Annotated in this window: 12 protein-coding genes; 4 read left to right on the forward strand and 8 right to left on the reverse strand. The window is 63.8% G+C overall.

Annotated features, from left to right (window positions below):
- Nucleotide 1: 1 nt before the first annotated feature.
- Complete coding sequence (locus tag RSO01_RS28915) at nucleotides 2-1,327, reverse strand: outer membrane beta-barrel protein (protein ID WP_147154035.1); 1,326 nt, start codon at nucleotides 1,325-1,327, stop codon at nucleotides 2-4.
- 170 nt (nucleotides 1,328-1,497) lie between these two features.
- Nucleotides 1,498-2,127, reverse strand: a complete 630-nt coding sequence (locus RSO01_RS28920) for a hypothetical protein (protein ID WP_147154036.1) — start codon at nucleotides 2,125-2,127, stop codon at nucleotides 1,498-1,500.
- A gap of 374 nt (nucleotides 2,128-2,501) precedes the next feature.
- Here RSO01_RS28920 and RSO01_RS47575 point away from each other — a divergent pair, with 374 nt between their 5' ends.
- Nucleotides 2,502-2,654, forward strand: a complete 153-nt coding sequence (locus tag RSO01_RS47575; protein WP_170303433.1) for a hypothetical protein — start codon at nucleotides 2,502-2,504, stop codon at nucleotides 2,652-2,654.
- A 358-nt stretch (nucleotides 2,655-3,012) separates the two neighbouring features.
- On the opposite strand, the gene RSO01_RS28925 is transcribed toward RSO01_RS47575, so the two are convergent.
- The 3 genes from RSO01_RS28925 to RSO01_RS28935 all read right to left on the reverse strand — a co-directional run bounded on the left by RSO01_RS28925 (nucleotide 3,013) and on the right by RSO01_RS28935 (nucleotide 10,369).
- Entirely contained in the window at nucleotides 3,013-4,392 is a 1,380-nt protein-coding gene (locus tag RSO01_RS28925; RefSeq protein ID WP_147154037.1) for an HlyD family type I secretion periplasmic adaptor subunit, read from the reverse strand.
- Nucleotides 4,379-6,505 carry a type I secretion system permease/ATPase gene (locus RSO01_RS28930; protein WP_147154038.1) on the reverse strand — a complete coding sequence of 709 codons (2,127 nt, stop codon included), beginning with the start codon at nucleotides 6,503-6,505 and terminating at the stop codon, nucleotides 4,379-4,381. Before RSO01_RS28930 ends, RSO01_RS28925 begins: the two co-directional genes overlap by 14 nt.
- A gap of 66 nt (nucleotides 6,506-6,571) precedes the next feature.
- Entirely contained in the window at nucleotides 6,572-10,369 is a 3,798-nt protein-coding gene (locus RSO01_RS28935; RefSeq protein ID WP_170303434.1) for a malectin domain-containing carbohydrate-binding protein, read from the reverse strand.
- Between the two features lie 262 nt (nucleotides 10,370-10,631).
- On the opposite strand from RSO01_RS28935, the gene RSO01_RS28940 reads away from it, so the two are divergent.
- Complete coding sequence (locus RSO01_RS28940) at nucleotides 10,632-11,249, forward strand: Crp/Fnr family transcriptional regulator (RefSeq protein ID WP_170303435.1); 618 nt, start codon at nucleotides 10,632-10,634, stop codon at nucleotides 11,247-11,249.
- On the opposite strand, the gene RSO01_RS28945 is transcribed toward RSO01_RS28940, so the two are convergent.
- Complete coding sequence (locus tag RSO01_RS28945; protein WP_147154041.1) at nucleotides 11,235-11,450, reverse strand: hypothetical protein; 216 nt, start codon at nucleotides 11,448-11,450, stop codon at nucleotides 11,235-11,237. The two genes, RSO01_RS28940 and RSO01_RS28945, sit on opposite strands and share 15 nt — an antisense overlap.
- Nucleotides 11,451-11,628: 178 nt before the next feature.
- On the opposite strand from RSO01_RS28945, the gene RSO01_RS28950 reads away from it, so the two are divergent.
- A complete protein-coding gene (locus tag RSO01_RS28950; RefSeq protein WP_147154042.1) occupies nucleotides 11,629-11,913 on the forward strand; it encodes a hypothetical protein in 285 nt (94 codons plus the stop codon).
- Here the strand turns inward: RSO01_RS28950 and RSO01_RS28955 are convergent.
- The gene (locus tag RSO01_RS28955; RefSeq protein WP_147154043.1) at nucleotides 11,910-13,385 is read right to left on the reverse strand and encodes a flippase; all 1,476 of its coding nucleotides are present in this window, start codon (nucleotides 13,383-13,385) and stop codon (nucleotides 11,910-11,912) included. The genes RSO01_RS28950 and RSO01_RS28955 overlap by 4 nt on opposite strands.
- Before the next feature lie 45 nt (nucleotides 13,386-13,430).
- On the opposite strand from RSO01_RS28955, the gene RSO01_RS28960 reads away from it, so the two are divergent.
- Entirely contained in the window at nucleotides 13,431-14,408 is a 978-nt protein-coding gene (locus RSO01_RS28960) for a glycosyltransferase family 2 protein (RefSeq protein ID WP_147154044.1), read from the forward strand.
- A 32-nt stretch (nucleotides 14,409-14,440) separates the two neighbouring features.
- Here the strand turns inward: RSO01_RS28960 and RSO01_RS47580 are convergent.
- The coding region (locus RSO01_RS47580) for a hypothetical protein (RefSeq protein ID WP_170303436.1) at nucleotides 14,441-15,706 on the reverse strand (1,266 nt) is incomplete at its 5' end.

Genomic DNA, 15,706 nt, shown 5'->3' on the forward strand with positions numbered 1-15,706 from the left:
GCTATAGCCTTGCGCCCAGCCTCAGCATCACGACGTTCTGGTTGTAGTCGCCGTTGAACTGGTTCGAGTTGCGGGTGATGAACTGGTACACCGGACCGACGAAGAAGTTGGCGGTCGGCAAATACATCACGCCGGCGCGCAAGGTGACGTACTGGTCGTACTGATTGCTGCCACCGGCGCTCAGGGCTGAGTAGTCGGCGATGGCATAGTCGGCATGGGCGTCGAGGCGAACGTTGGGACGAACATGGTAGTTCACATCCAACCCGCCCGTGGTGCTGAGATAGGCCGCCGATCCGGTGAAGGCCGAATCATCGACGGTGCGGCGAATGAACGGCTTCACCCACAGGTCGTGTATTGGATTCCAATAGCCCGTCAAGCCAAAGGTCGGCGTGCTGATTGTTGAAAACTGGCCGGAAACGTAGGTCTGCTGCAGGTAGCCGGCAAAGACCTCCACGGCGGTGATGCCTCCAAGGTCGATGATCATGCCGCCCACGACGTCGAAGCCGTTCGAGGAGCGATCAAGGCCGGAACTATCGAGCTGATAGTACCGCCGCTGATTGAGGCTGCCGCGCACCCAGACCTCGTAGCCCGGCGAGAACTCGTAGCCGAAGCGCAATGCTTCGCGCAATTCGTTGCGGTTACGATCGCTATTGGGGATCACGCCCTGGGCCGGCCCCAAACCGTTGTTGAAGAAGTTGTAGTTGTCGTAGCGACCGTCGACCCTGACGTTGAGGCGGTTGAATGTCTGAAAGTAACCGACGTTGGCGCTGGTTTGGTTGTACACGGTCACCGGCAGCCCGATGCCTGTCGGCGTGTTGGGCGTGCCGAATTCATCGTGACGCCGATTCCATGACGCGCCACCATAGACGTTCCAGTTGCGCTGGATGTCGAGGCGGCCATCAGCGCCGACGGAGACGTCCTGATAGTTGTTAAGTGACGGATTGACGCTGTAGAGGCCAAACCCGCCTTTGGCGTAGGCACGCAGCATGTGATTGTTCCAATCCGACTTCAGCTCCAGGGTCGGATTGATGAGCTGAATGAACCCGGCCTGCTTGCCGAGCGCATCGGAGTTCGCATTGACGTTGTCATTGAAGACTTCGTCGGCTTCGAGAGTGCCGAAAAACTTGAAGCTCCCCAGACGAACCCCCTTGGCATCGTACTGCTCCGACTCCCGGACGACAGGGGAGCGGTAGTCTGGCCGCTCCTCTCGCTGTTGCGGCTGACCTACCGCACCAGGCACCTGAGCCATGACCTGCGCAACCGGGTAGCTCATCCCCATGAACACAGTTGCGATACGGCAAACTCGGAGGACACGTTCGGTGTTCATTGTATCTCCGGCTTCATTTGAACGGCCAACTCCCAATGTAGTCGTAAAGCCTTGCTCCGACTACATATATTGGAGCCTTCGATGCGGCCATACCTCCGCGCGCCGCGATTGCGTTTTTCTCAGAGACCTTTTGGTGACGCGGCCGCCACGTACGATATCGTACCTCGCCCTTACATTGGCGGCGTCAGTCCGTCCTTGCCGACCAGCAGCCTTCCGGCAGTCAGTTCGCCGTCGGCGCCCTTGGTCGCCCCCAGGAAGACTTTGGCGCCGACCTTAGCATCGGCGCGATCGCCCGGCGCGAAGGTGACGATGGGCGTGCCCGGCTTAACCTTGATGGTCTGCGTGCCATCCTTGTATTTCAGGGTCAGCGTCTGGCCATCGGGCGCGGCGGCGACCGTCGCCACCGTGGCGTTGGTCATCATGCTCTCGGGCTGCAGGTCCCAGGGATAATGCCCTTCGCCCGAGCCGCGGGCAGCCTCCGGGAAGATCAATACCTCGAGTGCATTCAGCGAGCCGTCCGGCCCCTTGAGCGAGGCGATGCCGACGAAGCTGTTTTCCTTGATGTCGGCCAAGGCCATCGGGCTCACCAGCATCACCGACCAGTTGTCGGCGAGCTTCACCGGCACTGACGTGCCTTCGCGCGTCGCGATGGTCGCAGTCTTGCCGTCGATCGCCGCGATCGAGCCGCGCAGCCGCGTCGGCGGGCTCGCGGGCGGGGTCTGGGCCAGCGCATCGGCGAGGAATCCCAAGGACGCTACCAGCGCGACCGCGCCTGCCAGCATCAAACGAATGGTTGTCATCGCACGCTCCCTTCTGTCGTTGGCGGTACGAGAGCCTGCCACGGTCGCGGCCACACGACTGTTTACGTTTGCGTGAGGCCGCGCCTATGGACGCCGTGGCCCGACGCAGAGGCTGCCTCGCACCGCACTCTCCGCAGCCTTCATCGGATGCGTACGGCGCCCATGGTGCGTGCTCGCCGAGGCGTCTAGCGTCTACTTCGCCCCTTTCAACCCGCTGTGAAGCAGAGCGATCGTCACCGCAGCGAATGGCGCCCGTGTGCCTCACGCCCCGCCAGGTCGCTAAACCGCTCGTGACCGACATATACAATCAGGTGACGCAAAGATCGGGGGGCCAACTTAGGAAACTTCCTTTCAGCCACCAAGTCCCTCACGACATGTCCCTGAGGCCCTTAATCGGCTCGTCGTTGCCCTCCGGTTCGCACGGCAGCGCGTTGCTCAACGACCCACCAACCAAAGGGACTCCCGGTGGCGACGGCAAGATCGAGGCCCTCTCCAACGTCGGTCTGGAACAGGACCTGCTCTATTAGAGCGGAAGGCGATCAGGTGGAACTGCACGCGATTCCATCTGATCGCATTTGGGCACAGGCGGAAGCCGGTATTCGTTCCCTCATCGTCGACTTTGGCAACGGTCTCGCCCGCGGCCGAGCGCTGGTGTGCCGCCATCAGGAAGGCCTGAAGTTCCTCCAGCGCCTGAATTCATCCCAATGCTGGTGTTGCGCCAGGCCACCCGTTCCAGGGCGATACGAGTGAGACCTTTCTCAATCGCGGTGCGCGTTTGCTGGAGCATCACATCCAGGGCCGCCAAGAAGGTCGAGATGTCGAGTTCATTGCGTAATTGCGCCAGAAAGGCCTACCGCTGTTCCGGGTGCATAGGCTCCCCCATCCTCATCGTTCTCTCAGCGACTCTTGTCGATAGCGCGCGAGTGGCGACAAAAGGTAGTCGACGACAGTTCGCGTCCCGGTCTTGATCTCGACCGTGGCCGTCATGCCCGGCGACAATGTCAGAGACGGGTTCCCATCGCGCAAACTGCCATGATTGAGGGCTATGCGTGCCACATATTCAAGCTCCGGCCCCAGCGGCCGGTTCTCGCTGCGCTGCGGATCTCCGTGCCGCGCAACCGAATCGCTCGAGATGGTAAGCACGCGGCCGGTCGCCAGCCCGTAACGCGTGAAATTAAAGGCATCGATCTTGATCTCCGCCTCTTGGCCGACGCGGATGAATCCGACATCGCGATTATTCACGATGGCCTCGATCTCGAGGTCGCCGTCCACGGGCACGACGGCGACCAGTGGCTGAGCGGCCGTCACCACTCCGCCTACCGTATGAACCGCGAGCTGGTGCACGATGCCGTGCGCTGGCGCAACGAGCTGCTGTTGCTCTGCCTTCTGCCTCGCCTTTACGACCTCCTGCCGCAGCCCCGCGGCTTTCTGCTCAGCCCGATTGAGCTCATCGAACAGCGTGCGCCGATACTCCGCCACGGTACGCGCGCGATTTTCGTCGGTGGCAGCGAGAGCCGCGTCGGCTTCCACGCTGCGGCTCTTGAGCACCAGCACCTCCTGCTGCGTTGCCGTGAGTTCCTGCAGATCTGCGAGGTATTGCAATCGCGATCCCAGCTCGCGATCGGACAGATGCTTGCGCACCGAGACACGATGCTCGATCAGCGGCAAGGTGGCCTCGAGCCTCTCGATCATGGCGGAAAGCGTGCCACGTTCCGCTTCCTTCTGAGCCTTCTGTTTATCCACGGCGCCGACCTTGCGCTCCTGCTCTGTTATCTGGCTGGCCAGGAAGCCGCGATGCATCTCGACCTGGGCGTGAGTGGCCCCGGGTGGAGGCTGAAAGGCGGCAAGCGGCGAGAAATCGGTCGCGAGCGCCGCTCGCAGGCGCGCGACATCAAGCAGGGCCGATGTCAGATCAGCGTTCAATCGCTCGAGCTCAGCACCGCTCACGGTGGGATCGAGTTCGATCAGTACTTCTCCGGCGCGCACCCGCTGGCCGTCGCGGACATGAATGGCACGCACGATCCCCGCTTCCAGCGGCTGCACTAACTTCGTGCGCCCGCTGGGAATGACCCTGCCTTGAGCCACGGCGACGATGTCGACAGTTCCCACAGACGCCCAGGCGGCAGCGAGACAGGCGACGACCACCACGGTGATGGCGATTGCCCGGCCGATCGGCGACGGCGGCGCTTCGATGATCTCGAGCGCAGCCGGCAGGAAGGCAAGCTCGGCGCGAGAGCGGCCGGATAGGATGCTAGTGGACACCATGGATTCCCGCCTGCAGCTTGTGAAGAGCCGCGTAGCGGCCGGGAGCGCGCATCAGCTGCTCATGCGTGCCGTCCTCGATCAAGCGCCCTTCGTCGATGGTGAGGACGCGATCGGCGATGCGCAGCGTCGACAGGCGGTGCGCTATGATGACGACAGTTCGGTCGCGCACGATCTCGCGCATATTCTCCTGGATGACGCGCTCGCTCTCATAGTCGAGCGCGCTGGTCGCCTCGTCGAAAATCAGGACGCGAGGGTCGCCGACCAGGGCGCGCGCGATGGCGATTCGCTGCCTCTGCCCACCCGACAAGCTGGCGCCGCGTTCACCGACGACCGTATCGTAGCCTTCCGGCAGCCTCAGGATGAAGTCATGCGCACCGGCGAGCTTGGCCGCGGCGACGATGCGCGCGAGCGGCAGGGCCGGATCGGCAAGGGCGATGTTGTCTCGGATAGTGGCGTTGAACAGTACGTTGTCCTGCAGCACCACGCCGATCTGCCGCCGCAGCCACGCTTGGTCGGCCATCGCCAGGTCCATGCCGTCGACCAGGACCCGACCGCTTTCTGGCACGTAGAGGCGCTGGATGAGCTTAGCGATCGTGCTCTTTCCCGATCCGGAGACACCCACGACGCCGACGACCTCGCCGGCGGCCAGGCTAAAGCTTACGTCGTGCAGCACGGGCTGGCCGCCCGGCCGGTAACGGAAGCTGACGTGATCGAACACGACATCCCCTGCGATCGTCGGCAGCGCCGCGCGGCCAGGCGCGTAGACGGGCTCAGTGGGCGTATTGAGAATGTCGCCGAGGCGTTCGACGGAGAGCCTGGTCTGGTGGAAGTCCTGCCATATCTGTGCCAGGCGCAGCACCGGCGCGCTGACCCGACCGGCGATCATGGTGAAGGCGACCAGCTCACCGATGGTCAGGCTGCCTTCGAGGGCGAGCCGCGCGCCGAAGAAGAGCACCGCGGCATTTACCAGCTTGGCGATCAGCTGCACGAGCTCACTGGTGGTGTTGCCGAGGCTGAGCACGCGGAAGGAGGCGGCGACATAGGCAGCCAGCTGGTCCTCCCACCGCCGCTGCATCTGCGGTTCCGCCGCCACCGACTTGATCGTTTCAACGCCGGCGACATTCTCGACGAGGAAGGCCTGGTTCTCAGCGCCGCGGCGGAACTTCTCATCCAACCGGCGGCGAAACAGCGGCGCGGCGACAAGCGAGATCGCGATGTAGAAGGGAAAGGCGGCGACGACAATCCAGCTGAGCAGCGGGGAGTAGAAGAACATCACCGCCACGAAGACCATGGTAAAGAACAGGTCCATCACCATGGTCAGTGCCGAGCTGGTCAGGAAGGTACGGATGTTCTCGAGCTCACGCACGCGGGCGACCGAATCGCCCACGCGTCGGCTCTGGAAGTAGGACAGCGGCAACGCCATCAGATGGCGGAACAGCCGCGCGCCCAGCTCGACATCGACGCGGTTGGTCGTATGCGCAAAGAGATAGGTGCGCATGATCCCGAGCAGTGTCTCGGCGAGGGCGAGGCCCGCGATCGCCATCAGCACCACCTCCAGGGTGGTTAGGCTGCGATGCACGAGTACCTTGTCAATCACGACCTGGAAGAGCAACGGCACCATCAGCGCGAAAAGCTGCAGGAAGAACGAGGCGAGCAGGACCTCGCCCAGCAGCATGCGGTACTTTGCGATCGCACCCATAAACCAGCCGAGATCAAAGCGATGCGCCACATCGCCAAGCGTGGCGCGGCGCGTCACCAGCACCAGGCGGCCGGTCCATATCTCTTCGAACTGCCGGCGCATCATGACCGTGGCCTGGCTCGCGCCGGGCACGTGCACCAGCACCTTGTCGTCGATCGCCTTGCCAAGAAGCAAGAAGGAGCCGTCACGCAGCTCGGCGACGGCCGGCAACGGCGTTCGCGCCAGCCGGTCCCACCGGGTGGAGAGGCCGCGCGACTTGAGGCCCCGTTGCCGGGCACAGCGTACCATCTCCAGCACGCCGACCGGCTTGCCGGCTAGGCCGAGCTGGTGATGGAGCTGGGCGGGCTCCGCCGGCACACCCTGCAGGCGCAACAGCGAAACGAGGGCGGCGAGCCCCGAATCGTTCGGCGTCATGTAACTACTCCCTGCATGGCGAGGCGACGAGGCGTTGTCGCCTCGCCGTCGGCCCCGGAATCGCACTCAATAGACCTTGATATCCTGCGCTTTCAGGACTTGGTCGGTGGCGAGCTGCGCCACGGCAACTGCCGCTCCGCTGCCGCTGCCATCGGCGTCATAGGAGACGATACCGGAGGCGGCATTGAAGATGACGCGCTGCTCGGACGTCATGGCCGCGGCGGCCTGAACGAAGGCAGCGGGCGACAGCTCCCCGACCGACAGCGCGACGAAGGTGGAGCGCGCAAAGGCAAGCTTGTCGGTACCGGAGGCAAAGTCGGTGATGCGGTCCAAGTTGCCCGAGATAGGCGCCGCCGTGAAAGCGAAGATGTCGGCGCCGGCGCCGCCCGTCAGTACATCGTTGCCCGGCCCCCCAGCGATCACGTCGTTACCGCTACCGCCAGTCAGGGTATCGGCAGCGGTGCTCCCGAGTCGAGCCCGGGCAGCGGTCGTGCTCGTCTTGCCGACTGGACTGGTGGCATTGACACCGTAGGTGTGGGTTGTTCCGGACGCCGCCTTGGCGTTGAAGCTCCAGGTTCCGTCGTCGCCGGCCGTGGCGTGACCCATCCAGGTCATGCCGTCGTAGATCGAAATCCGGTCAGCCGCGCCGCTGGTTCCCTTCAGCGTTACCTGCCCGTTGGCCGAGGCAATGGACGTGAAGCCAAGTCCGGCCGGGGTGGACGCGCTGTCGTCGTTGAGGATCGTGCCGCTGGCCGTTGCGGTCCCAATGGCCGTGCCAGCGGTGGCGTTGGCCAGCGTCACGGCGAAATTCTTGTTGGGCTCGACTGTGTTGTCGCCGGCTACGTTCACCGTGATGATCTTGGTCGTCTCGCCGACGGCGAAGCTCACCGTGCCGGTCGGAAACGCCCCGCCGGTGAAGTCGGCGGCCGTCGCCGGATTGGTCCCCGTTCCGGCCACGGCAAAGGCCACCGTCGACGCGGCCGCGGTGCTGCCGCCGCGCGTCACGTTGAAGGTGAACGGCGTGCCGCCACTGTTGCCCTCGTTGCGGCTGGCATCCGCCGCGGCGATCGAGACGGTCGGCAGTTGGCCAGACGTGCTGTACACCGCGAAGGCGTTGAGCTTGGCGTTCTCGAAGTTACCCGGCGACGAGTTGCCCGGTCCGACCTGGATCGATAGCGAACCGTCATTCACCGTCACGGACTGGCTGATGGTGAACGCCGCGTTCAAACCGACCTTGCTGTAGATATCGATGTTCTGCAGCGCCGAGAGGGCCTGCCCCTCCAGCGACATGTCGAACACGCGCTGTCCCGATCCGAAAATGCCCGAATAGATCTCCGCAAACAGCAGGTCGACTTGGTAAGTGCCGTTGGCGACAGCGATCTCGTAGGTGTAGCTGCCGCCCGGCGTGTAACGCTCGTTCTGGTACAGCACATCGTCGGTGGTGCCCGCGATGCCTGCGGTTGTGGAGAAGACTTGGCTCGCCGAGCCGCCGGTCGTCGGGCCGGAGTCAGCCTCGAATACGACGCCACTGGCCGCCGTCGCCTGGCCACCACCGACATTCACCGCCTTGACGAGCTTCGGCGTCGTTACCGGCGAGGGCGAAGTGGGCGTGGTGGTCGAGCCGGTATCTACCTTCAGTATGCCAGCGGGGTTGTAGTTGACGGCACCTCCAAGGTTCGCCGCATTACCGGCGGCATCGGCGACCCTGCCGCCTTCGAGGTTGAACGAGGTGACAGAGAGATCGCTGGCCGACTGGCCAGACGCGACCATGTGCGTGAAGGCAAGGCTGCTGCCGCCCGATCCGCCGGCATAGGTCGCTTTGCCTCCGCTGCTGAGCGAAAGCGTCGGCGTGCCGGTCACCGTGACGGCTTCGCTCATGGCCACGGTGAAGTTGACCGTTGCGCCGTCACCGACAGTGCCGCTGCCATTGGTGAGAGAGGCGCCCGATGCGGCGATGCTGGCGATAGTAGGTGCGATCGTGTCGACCGGCGTCGGCGCCGGCGAGAAGCTGCCGCTCGGCACCGCGCTGCCGCCGGTCACGGAGATGCCAGGACCGGCGATGACCTTCCCAACGCCAGCAACTGAAAGCGTGCCGCTGCCCTGCAGGTTGATCAACGCTGTCGGATCCCAGCCCCCGCCGTAGTATTCGTTGCCGGTACCAAGCAGCGTGACCTTGCCGCCATTGATCGAGCCCGCAATGCCGACTATCTGGTCGCCGTGGGTGGAAAAGGTGTCGCCCAGGAACGTCGACGAGCCTCCAACCCAGGCGCCGGCCCGCGCGTTGTTCTCGAAGCCGCTCTGCTCGATCCGAGTGATGCCAGAGGTGGCATAGACGCCGGCCCCCTCGTTCTCGACGAAATAGGCGCCTTGCACCGTCATGTCGCTGGCGCCGTTCTCCAGGATCAAGCCGGCGACCCCGTTCTTGCGGAAGCCGCCGCCGACCCAGCGCAGAGAATCGGCGGTGCCGCCGCCGCTGTTGGCAAACACGGCACCGCCCTTCGCGTTTCCGTGCATCCAGGAATCGAAAACCGTGCCAGAGACGTTGCCGAGGATTTCGAGGCCCGTGCCGCCGACATGCTCGACGTTGACGTTGCTCACCAAAAGATTGATTGAACGGTCCGCTCCGGCGGCGACGATCCTGATGCCGTCCCCTTCGCTGCCGTTGCCGACGACGCTGAAGTTCGAAAGCGTGAGGTTGCTCACGTTGACGCCCGGTCCGGCGACGATCTCGATGACCGCCCGGCCCCCCATGACCTGGGACACGATCTTGGCGCCGCCGAGGTCGATACCGATCGGACCCTGGCTCGATGCATTCAGGTAGATGACGATCGGCGTCGTGACGGTGAAGCTCTTGCCCGAAAGCGAGCCGACCGTGCCGCCGCCGAGAGCGTCACTCAGCGCCTGTTCGAACGCATCGCTGCCCGTGCTTGCGGTCGCGGCAGTGGCGGACACGACGGACGCAAGCGCCGGAACGCTGGCCCCCTGGCTGCTGACCGTCACCTGCGAGAGGTTGCCGCCGCCCAATCCGGCGACACCAAGGGCCGGTCCGGTGATGATCTTGCCGGTGTCCCCGACGATGTAGGCGCTACCCGTCCCTTGCAGATTGGCAAGCACCGTCAGATCCGATCCGCTGCCGGTATAGACGCTGCGGCTGTTGCTCACGACGGCGTTGCCGGTCACCCATGCCGACATGCCCGTCGCCTGCACGCCCGACGTCGTGAAGGTGTTGCTGTTGAAGTAGCCGAAGTTCTGGAACCAGATGCCGTCGCCGCGATTGTCCCGGAACTGGCTGTCGGTCACCGAGGTGATGCCCCACTCGGCGCTGATGCCGTCGCCATTGTTGTTGGCGACGGTGATGCCATCGATGCTGAGGTCACGGGCGCCGTTGCCAAGGAAAATGCCGGTACCGCCATTGTCTTCAATCTTGCCGCCGAACCAGCGTAGCGCACTCACCTGACCACCTCCGGCGCTATGACCGAAATAGGCACCGCCCAACCGATTGCCGATCATCGAGGAGTTCGAGATCAGCCCTTCGAAGACGCTGCCCTGAACATCCAGCCCGTAGCCGCCGACGCCACGGACAGTGACGTTGTCGACCGTAAAATTGTAGATCCAGCGATCGTTGCCGTCGGCAACGACCTTGATGCCGGCGCCTTCCCGTCCATTGCCCTGGATTGTGAAGTTGGACAGAGTCAGATAGCGCAGGTCGACGCCCGGACCGGCATTGATCTGGATCACGGGCGCGCCATTCGTGATCTGGGAAACGATCGTCGCTCCGCCGAGGTCGATGCCCATCGGCCCCTGGATGGTGCTGGTGACATTTATGACGATGGGCGCGCTAACCGCATAGGTCTGTCCGCTCATTTCGGCGACGTAGCCGCCAGCGATGGCACTCTTGAGAGCCGCCGCCAAATCATTCCCCGCTACCTGCATCCGTTGGTCCCCGCTCTTCGTTATCTGATCGCTCTTTGCACTTCCTCCACAGTTGCCACCGGGTGGTTACAGCGCTTCGTCCAGAAACGATGTTCACTTTGGTACACAAGCTAACTTTTGGCGTTTGACGTTGTAAGCGCTCGGTTGCGCTTCCCGGGGACGGGGAATGCGGTCAATTCAGCGAGAGTCGGTTGTGTCTGTCGCCGCGATCGCCAGAATCGGCACGCCGTTGAAGATCGCACGCAACGGTACGATCTACCGCCAGTCCGAGCGCGCCGACGTCGTTTACTATGTCGAGCGTGGCCTGGTAAGGGTTGACGTTGCATCTCCGGAAGGGAAGCATGCCGTCGTGGCGCTGCTCGGCCCCGGCAGTTTTTTCGGCGAATGCGCCCTTGCCCCACAGGCACAACGAAAAGGCAGCGCCAGCGCCTTGCTCGATACGCGAGTGATATGCATTATCAAAGCGGATGTGCTTCGCTTGCTGCGCAGCAATTCGACATTTGCCCGGCACTTCATGTCGCATCTGGTCCGGCGGGTGGCCCGCGCTGAAGAGGACGTGGCGGATCTGCAGCTGAACTCGATCGAAAAACGTCTGGCGCGGGCTCTCCTTCTCCTGGCTGACATCGACGACCAAGATGGCGAGCAGACGGCGCTCGCAGCAGTCAACCAGCAGACGCTTGCCGAGATCGTCGGAACGACACGGCCGCGAGTGAGCCACTTTCTCGGCAGGTTCAGGCGCGAGGGCTATGTCAGCGGCCGCGGGCAGATCAAGGTGCACAGCAGCTTGGTGAGGGTACTACTGAAAACCTGAGCGTCCGCCTTTCGACACCATGCGTCTCCGCAACAACGTCAACCGTTCCAGCATGGCGTCTATGGTTTCGGCGTCAAAGCGCAGCCTCACCTGTATGGGCTCGGAAATCTCCTCGAAAGACAGCAGCGGGAGTTCCAGACAAATCCGGCTGCTGTCCTCGTTCAGGTTCCACATTTCCACGGGATCAATTTCGATAGCCATGTCGCCTCGACCTTGCCGACATCGTCGGCGTCCACACCTGCGCATGCGAGCGCAAAACGGAGGCGCTCGCTTGTGGCCATTTGGAGACCTAGGACGTCTCCGGCAACGCGACGATGACCGCTCGGGTTAAGACGACGACCGATCGGATTAAAGAGCTACGGTCGCTGGGGCGTGCACCGTGGACGGGAAAACCATCGTTGCCATTCCTTGGTACCTGCGCACCGACTATGTGCAGGCCAAGGCCTTGTTCGGCGATATGCCGGAATCCTATGAGGGGTGGCTCGAGCGCGCCTTGCAGTGGGAAGCAGACTGTAAGTCGCAGGGTCAGGCTGTATCGCGAGTCGTGGTGCGAAGCGGCGCATTCCGCACCTGGTGCCAAGCGCGTGGCATGGCGCCGGACACCCGGGCGCGTACCAACTTCATTTCCAAACGAGCCTGGAACCTGATGCAGCAACAGGGCTAGCGCGGCGGCCGGAATGCCTGCCAGGCCTGCCGCAAGGCCTCTCGCTGCAGTGCCAACAGACACCCGCCAAGCACCACGGCAGCGCCACCGAGCTCCAGCCACCACAGATGGTCCAGAGAGCGCGGCAACGCGACAAGCACGGCAACGGCAGCCACGGAGCATAGCAGCGGCGGCAGCACGACCGGCAGCAGAGGATGCCAGAACTGGCGCAGCCGGTAGCGCGTGGCAATGCCGAGGGCCAATCCCAGGAGCTCCGACGCAAAAATCGCGGCGACCGCCCCCCAAGCGCCGAAGAGGGGCACCGCGACAGCCGTCACCGCGAGATTGAAAGCTGCTGCAGCGGCGGTCATCCGGAGCTGCAGGTCACCGCGCCCCCAGGGAATCAGGGCCGAAACCACGCCATAGTTCAGGAAATTGAAGCCGATCGCCAGGCACAGCCATTCAAAATACTGTCCGGCTGGTGCGAACGCCGGACCATAGAGAAGCTCGACCACGTAGCGACCGAACACCCAGCCCAGGGCCGCCGTGGGGAGCCCCATGCAGGCCAGCAGGCCGAGATACTCGCGCGACAGGCGGATTGCCTGGCCGGGGCTGCTCTCGGCACGGACGAAGGCCGGGAAATAGGCATTCCATAACGCCGCCGTCACGACGTTGGCGACCAGCATCAGGCGATAGGCGGACACGAATTGGCCGACCGAATCGTCGCCATGCGTGAAGCCCAACACCAGGATGCCGCTGTTGGCGATCACCAACAAAGCGGCCTGAGTGAGCGCCAGCGGCCAGGCCTCGTGCAGCATGGCACGCCCGCCTTTGAAGGTCGGCCGCAGCTCAAGCGGCCGCACGATGCCTCGATGTGCGAGGTAGAATGAATTGAAGACGACGCTGCCGAAGCCGAACAGGACGACGAGCACGGCGTACATCGTCAGGTCGTCCGGGCCGTGCACTAGAAGCAACAGTGCCGGCAGCTGCAGAATATTGAAGGCGAGAGCCGCGAGGCTCGGGACGACCATGCGTTCGTGGGCCTGCAGGACCCACCCCATGTTCCACGCGGTGACGAACAGCGTCACGCCCTGGATGACGAGCAGCACACTGATGACAGGTCCGCGCGGTTCGAGCGACGCCGCCACCAGGACGAAGGCGTAGACCACGCAGGCAAGCAGGGTCTGCAGGGTCAGGACGAGCGCGATGTGCGACTGACTCTTCTCGGGCGACTGGGCAATGCTGCGCTGGCCGACAAAGGTCAGTCCGGGGCTGACCAGGACCGTCAGGTAGCTCACGGCAGCCATCGCCCAGCTTACTTGGCCGATTGCGTCCGGTCCCATGGCGCGGCGCACATAGACGCTGATCAAGATCGTGACGAGAAGGCCGAACACGTTTGTACTGGCCAGCGTCAGGAAATTGACAGCGATGCGGCGGCGCGACACGCGTGGAGCCTCCGCCGACGATTGCCCGCCGGGTGCGATATCCGTCATTACAGCATTGTGGTTCGGGGAGCCCGACGAGCCAGTGACCTCGCCGTGACGCGGCAAAGCCACCGGATGAACACTCCCGATTATGGCAGGGAGCGCGCATCGTTCCCGATCATGGAATATGGAAAACCCTCTGTGTCCGTGGCGATTTGCACGCGCAATCGCGCGCAGAAAGCACAACGCGCCGCCGCCAGCGTGATCGCCAACTCGTTCACCGACTTCGAGCTGATCGTCGTCGACCAGAGCACCGATGACGCCACACGGAAAGCGATCGCCGCGCTTGCCGACGAGCGCGTTCGCTATATCCCCACTGACACGGTGGGCGTAGCGATCTCGCGCAACATCGCCATTCGTGAAGCATCTGCTGACATCGTGGTCTTTACCGACGACGACTGCATCTGCGATCGCGGCTGGCTTGACGCCATCCTTGTTGAATTCGAGGCCGATCCGCAGGCGCTCGGCGTGTACGGCCGGGTGGTGCCGTACGGCACGAAGGGATCGGCGACCTGGGATTGCGTTAGCGAAGCCGATGGCATGATCTGCCCCGCGCTCAACCAGTCGCCGACACGCCGCATCGTCGATCGTCCAGCGATCCCGCATCTCGTGCTGGGCGGCGGCAACAATATGTCTTTCCGCAAGGAAGCCTTTCGGCGGGTTGGGTTGTTCAACGAGATGCTCGGACCGGGATCGCCCATCGGCACGGGAGAAGATACCGAGTTCTCCTATCGCCTACTATTCAACCATTGCCGCTTGGTCTACTCGCCACAGCCCGTGGTCGAGCATGACAACTGGATGGATCGCGCCAACTTCGTGCACCACATGAAGGTGGCGATGCGCGTGCAGGCCGCCGTGTTCACGGCCTATGCCCTGCGCTTGGACACACTTTCGATGACGCATCTGCTGCGCACAGCCTGGTATCTTGCCGGCAACCGCATGGGCATTGGCTCGTCGGCGACCGGCCTTTTCTATTTTGCCACCGGCGTGCCCTGGGGCCTGAAGCTGCGATTCACGCCGCCGCCGGCCTGACATTGGCCATCGCGCAAAGCGCGAAAGACGCTTCACACAAAGAAAAAGTCGCCCGGATTGGCGCGCAGCAGAGCCACGGTCAGTTGACCCGTATTGTCGTGCAGATGGATCTGTCCGCCGGACGCCGGCACGATGTTGACATCGCCTGCACCGGCGCCGGCTTGCAGGGCGTTGCTGTTCAGGACCTGCTGAATGGTCTGGCCCGGGAAGAGATCCTGGTCCAGGCCGATCAGATCGTGATTGGCGCCCGTTGCGGCAAACTGGAAGATGTCGGTGGTGGCGAAGCCCTGCTGGAAGACGAAGCTGTCACTCGCCGCGTCGGATGTGAAGCTGTTGGGCGCGTCTTTCACCACCAACGTGTTAGAGACCAGGCTGGTTGCCGCACCCGTTGCAGGATCGATCGCAGCAGCGGTCACGGCGAAGCGGCCTGAGACCGATCCGCTAGCGAGGCCGGAGGTCGGCGTCTCGGCTGGCAAGGCGAGCGCCAGGCTTCCGGTTCCGCCCGCGCCGATGGTGACGTCGACGAAGGTCGGGTTCTGCAGCACCGTATTGCCTTCGTGGCTGCCAAGCGGGATGTCCATGCCGACACCGCCGAGCTCGGAGACCGCAAGCCGCACGGTCTGGCCGGCCGTGCCGGCGACGGTGACCACGACGTCGTTGCCCGGGGTTCCCGCGAGATCGTTGAGGCCGGGCAGGTTGAGCTTGACGATGCCACCGACCGCGTCTGAGACCAGCGGCGTGCCGCCCAGCGTCGACATCGACAGCACCGGCGCTGCCGATAGGCTGGCGCCCAGCGTCGCCATGCCGCCGCCCGGACTGCCCTGGGTGAAGACCTCGCTGCTTGCCGACGATCCATCGACTAGGCCGACGCTCACGGAGGCGCCGAGATGCTCGAAGCCCGAGATCGAGCCGGATTCGTTGGGACCGGGTGACGGCCCCTCGATGCTGGCGGGATCGGCGTCCAGGCGGAACGCGAAGGTCTGCCCGGCGGCGAGGCCGGCGCCGTCGAAGGTGACGGTGAGCGTCTTGTAGCCGCCCTCCGTAACCGGGTTTGGACCGTAGGCCCAGGTCGCGCTGACCGGCGCAGCATAAGGCGTGAGGTCGAGCGCCGTCGTGTCGCCGAAGGTGCCGAAGGGATCGAACACGGTGCCGGCGATCAGGCTGTTGTGCAGATCGATGCTGAGCGTGCGGATTGCCGTCGTGCCTGTATTGGTGAGCTCGTAGGCCGGCTGGGCGAAAGTGCTGGCATTGAGATCGGTACCCGGCGTGATCATCAGGCGTGCCGAGCCGGTGGTGCC

The organism is Reyranella soli (assembly GCF_007992495.1).
Taxonomy (GTDB): Bacteria; Pseudomonadota; Alphaproteobacteria; order Reyranellales; family Reyranellaceae; genus Reyranella; species Reyranella soli.

Coding starts and splice junctions, on each gene's coding strand:
- RSO01_RS28955 (WP_147154043.1), bottom strand. CDS start 13,385: ATGACGGATATCGCACCCGGCGGGCAATCGTCGGCGGAGGCTCCACGC.
- RSO01_RS28930 (WP_147154038.1), bottom strand. CDS start 6,505: ATGACGCCGAACGATTCGGGGCTCGCCGCCCTCGTTTCGCTGTTGCGC.
- RSO01_RS28935 (WP_170303434.1), bottom strand. CDS start 10,369: ATGAGCGGACAGACCTATGCGGTTAGCGCGCCCATCGTCATAAATGTC.
- RSO01_RS47575 (WP_170303433.1), top strand. CDS start 2,502: ATGTCCCTGAGGCCCTTAATCGGCTCGTCGTTGCCCTCCGGTTCGCAC.
- RSO01_RS28920 (WP_147154036.1), bottom strand. CDS start 2,127: ATGACAACCATTCGTTTGATGCTGGCAGGCGCGGTCGCGCTGGTAGCG.
- RSO01_RS28915 (WP_147154035.1), bottom strand. CDS start 1,327: ATGAACACCGAACGTGTCCTCCGAGTTTGCCGTATCGCAACTGTGTTC.
- RSO01_RS28945 (WP_147154041.1), bottom strand. CDS start 11,450: ATGGCTATCGAAATTGATCCCGTGGAAATGTGGAACCTGAACGAGGAC.
- RSO01_RS28925 (WP_147154037.1), bottom strand. CDS start 4,392: ATGGTGTCCACTAGCATCCTATCCGGCCGCTCTCGCGCCGAGCTTGCC.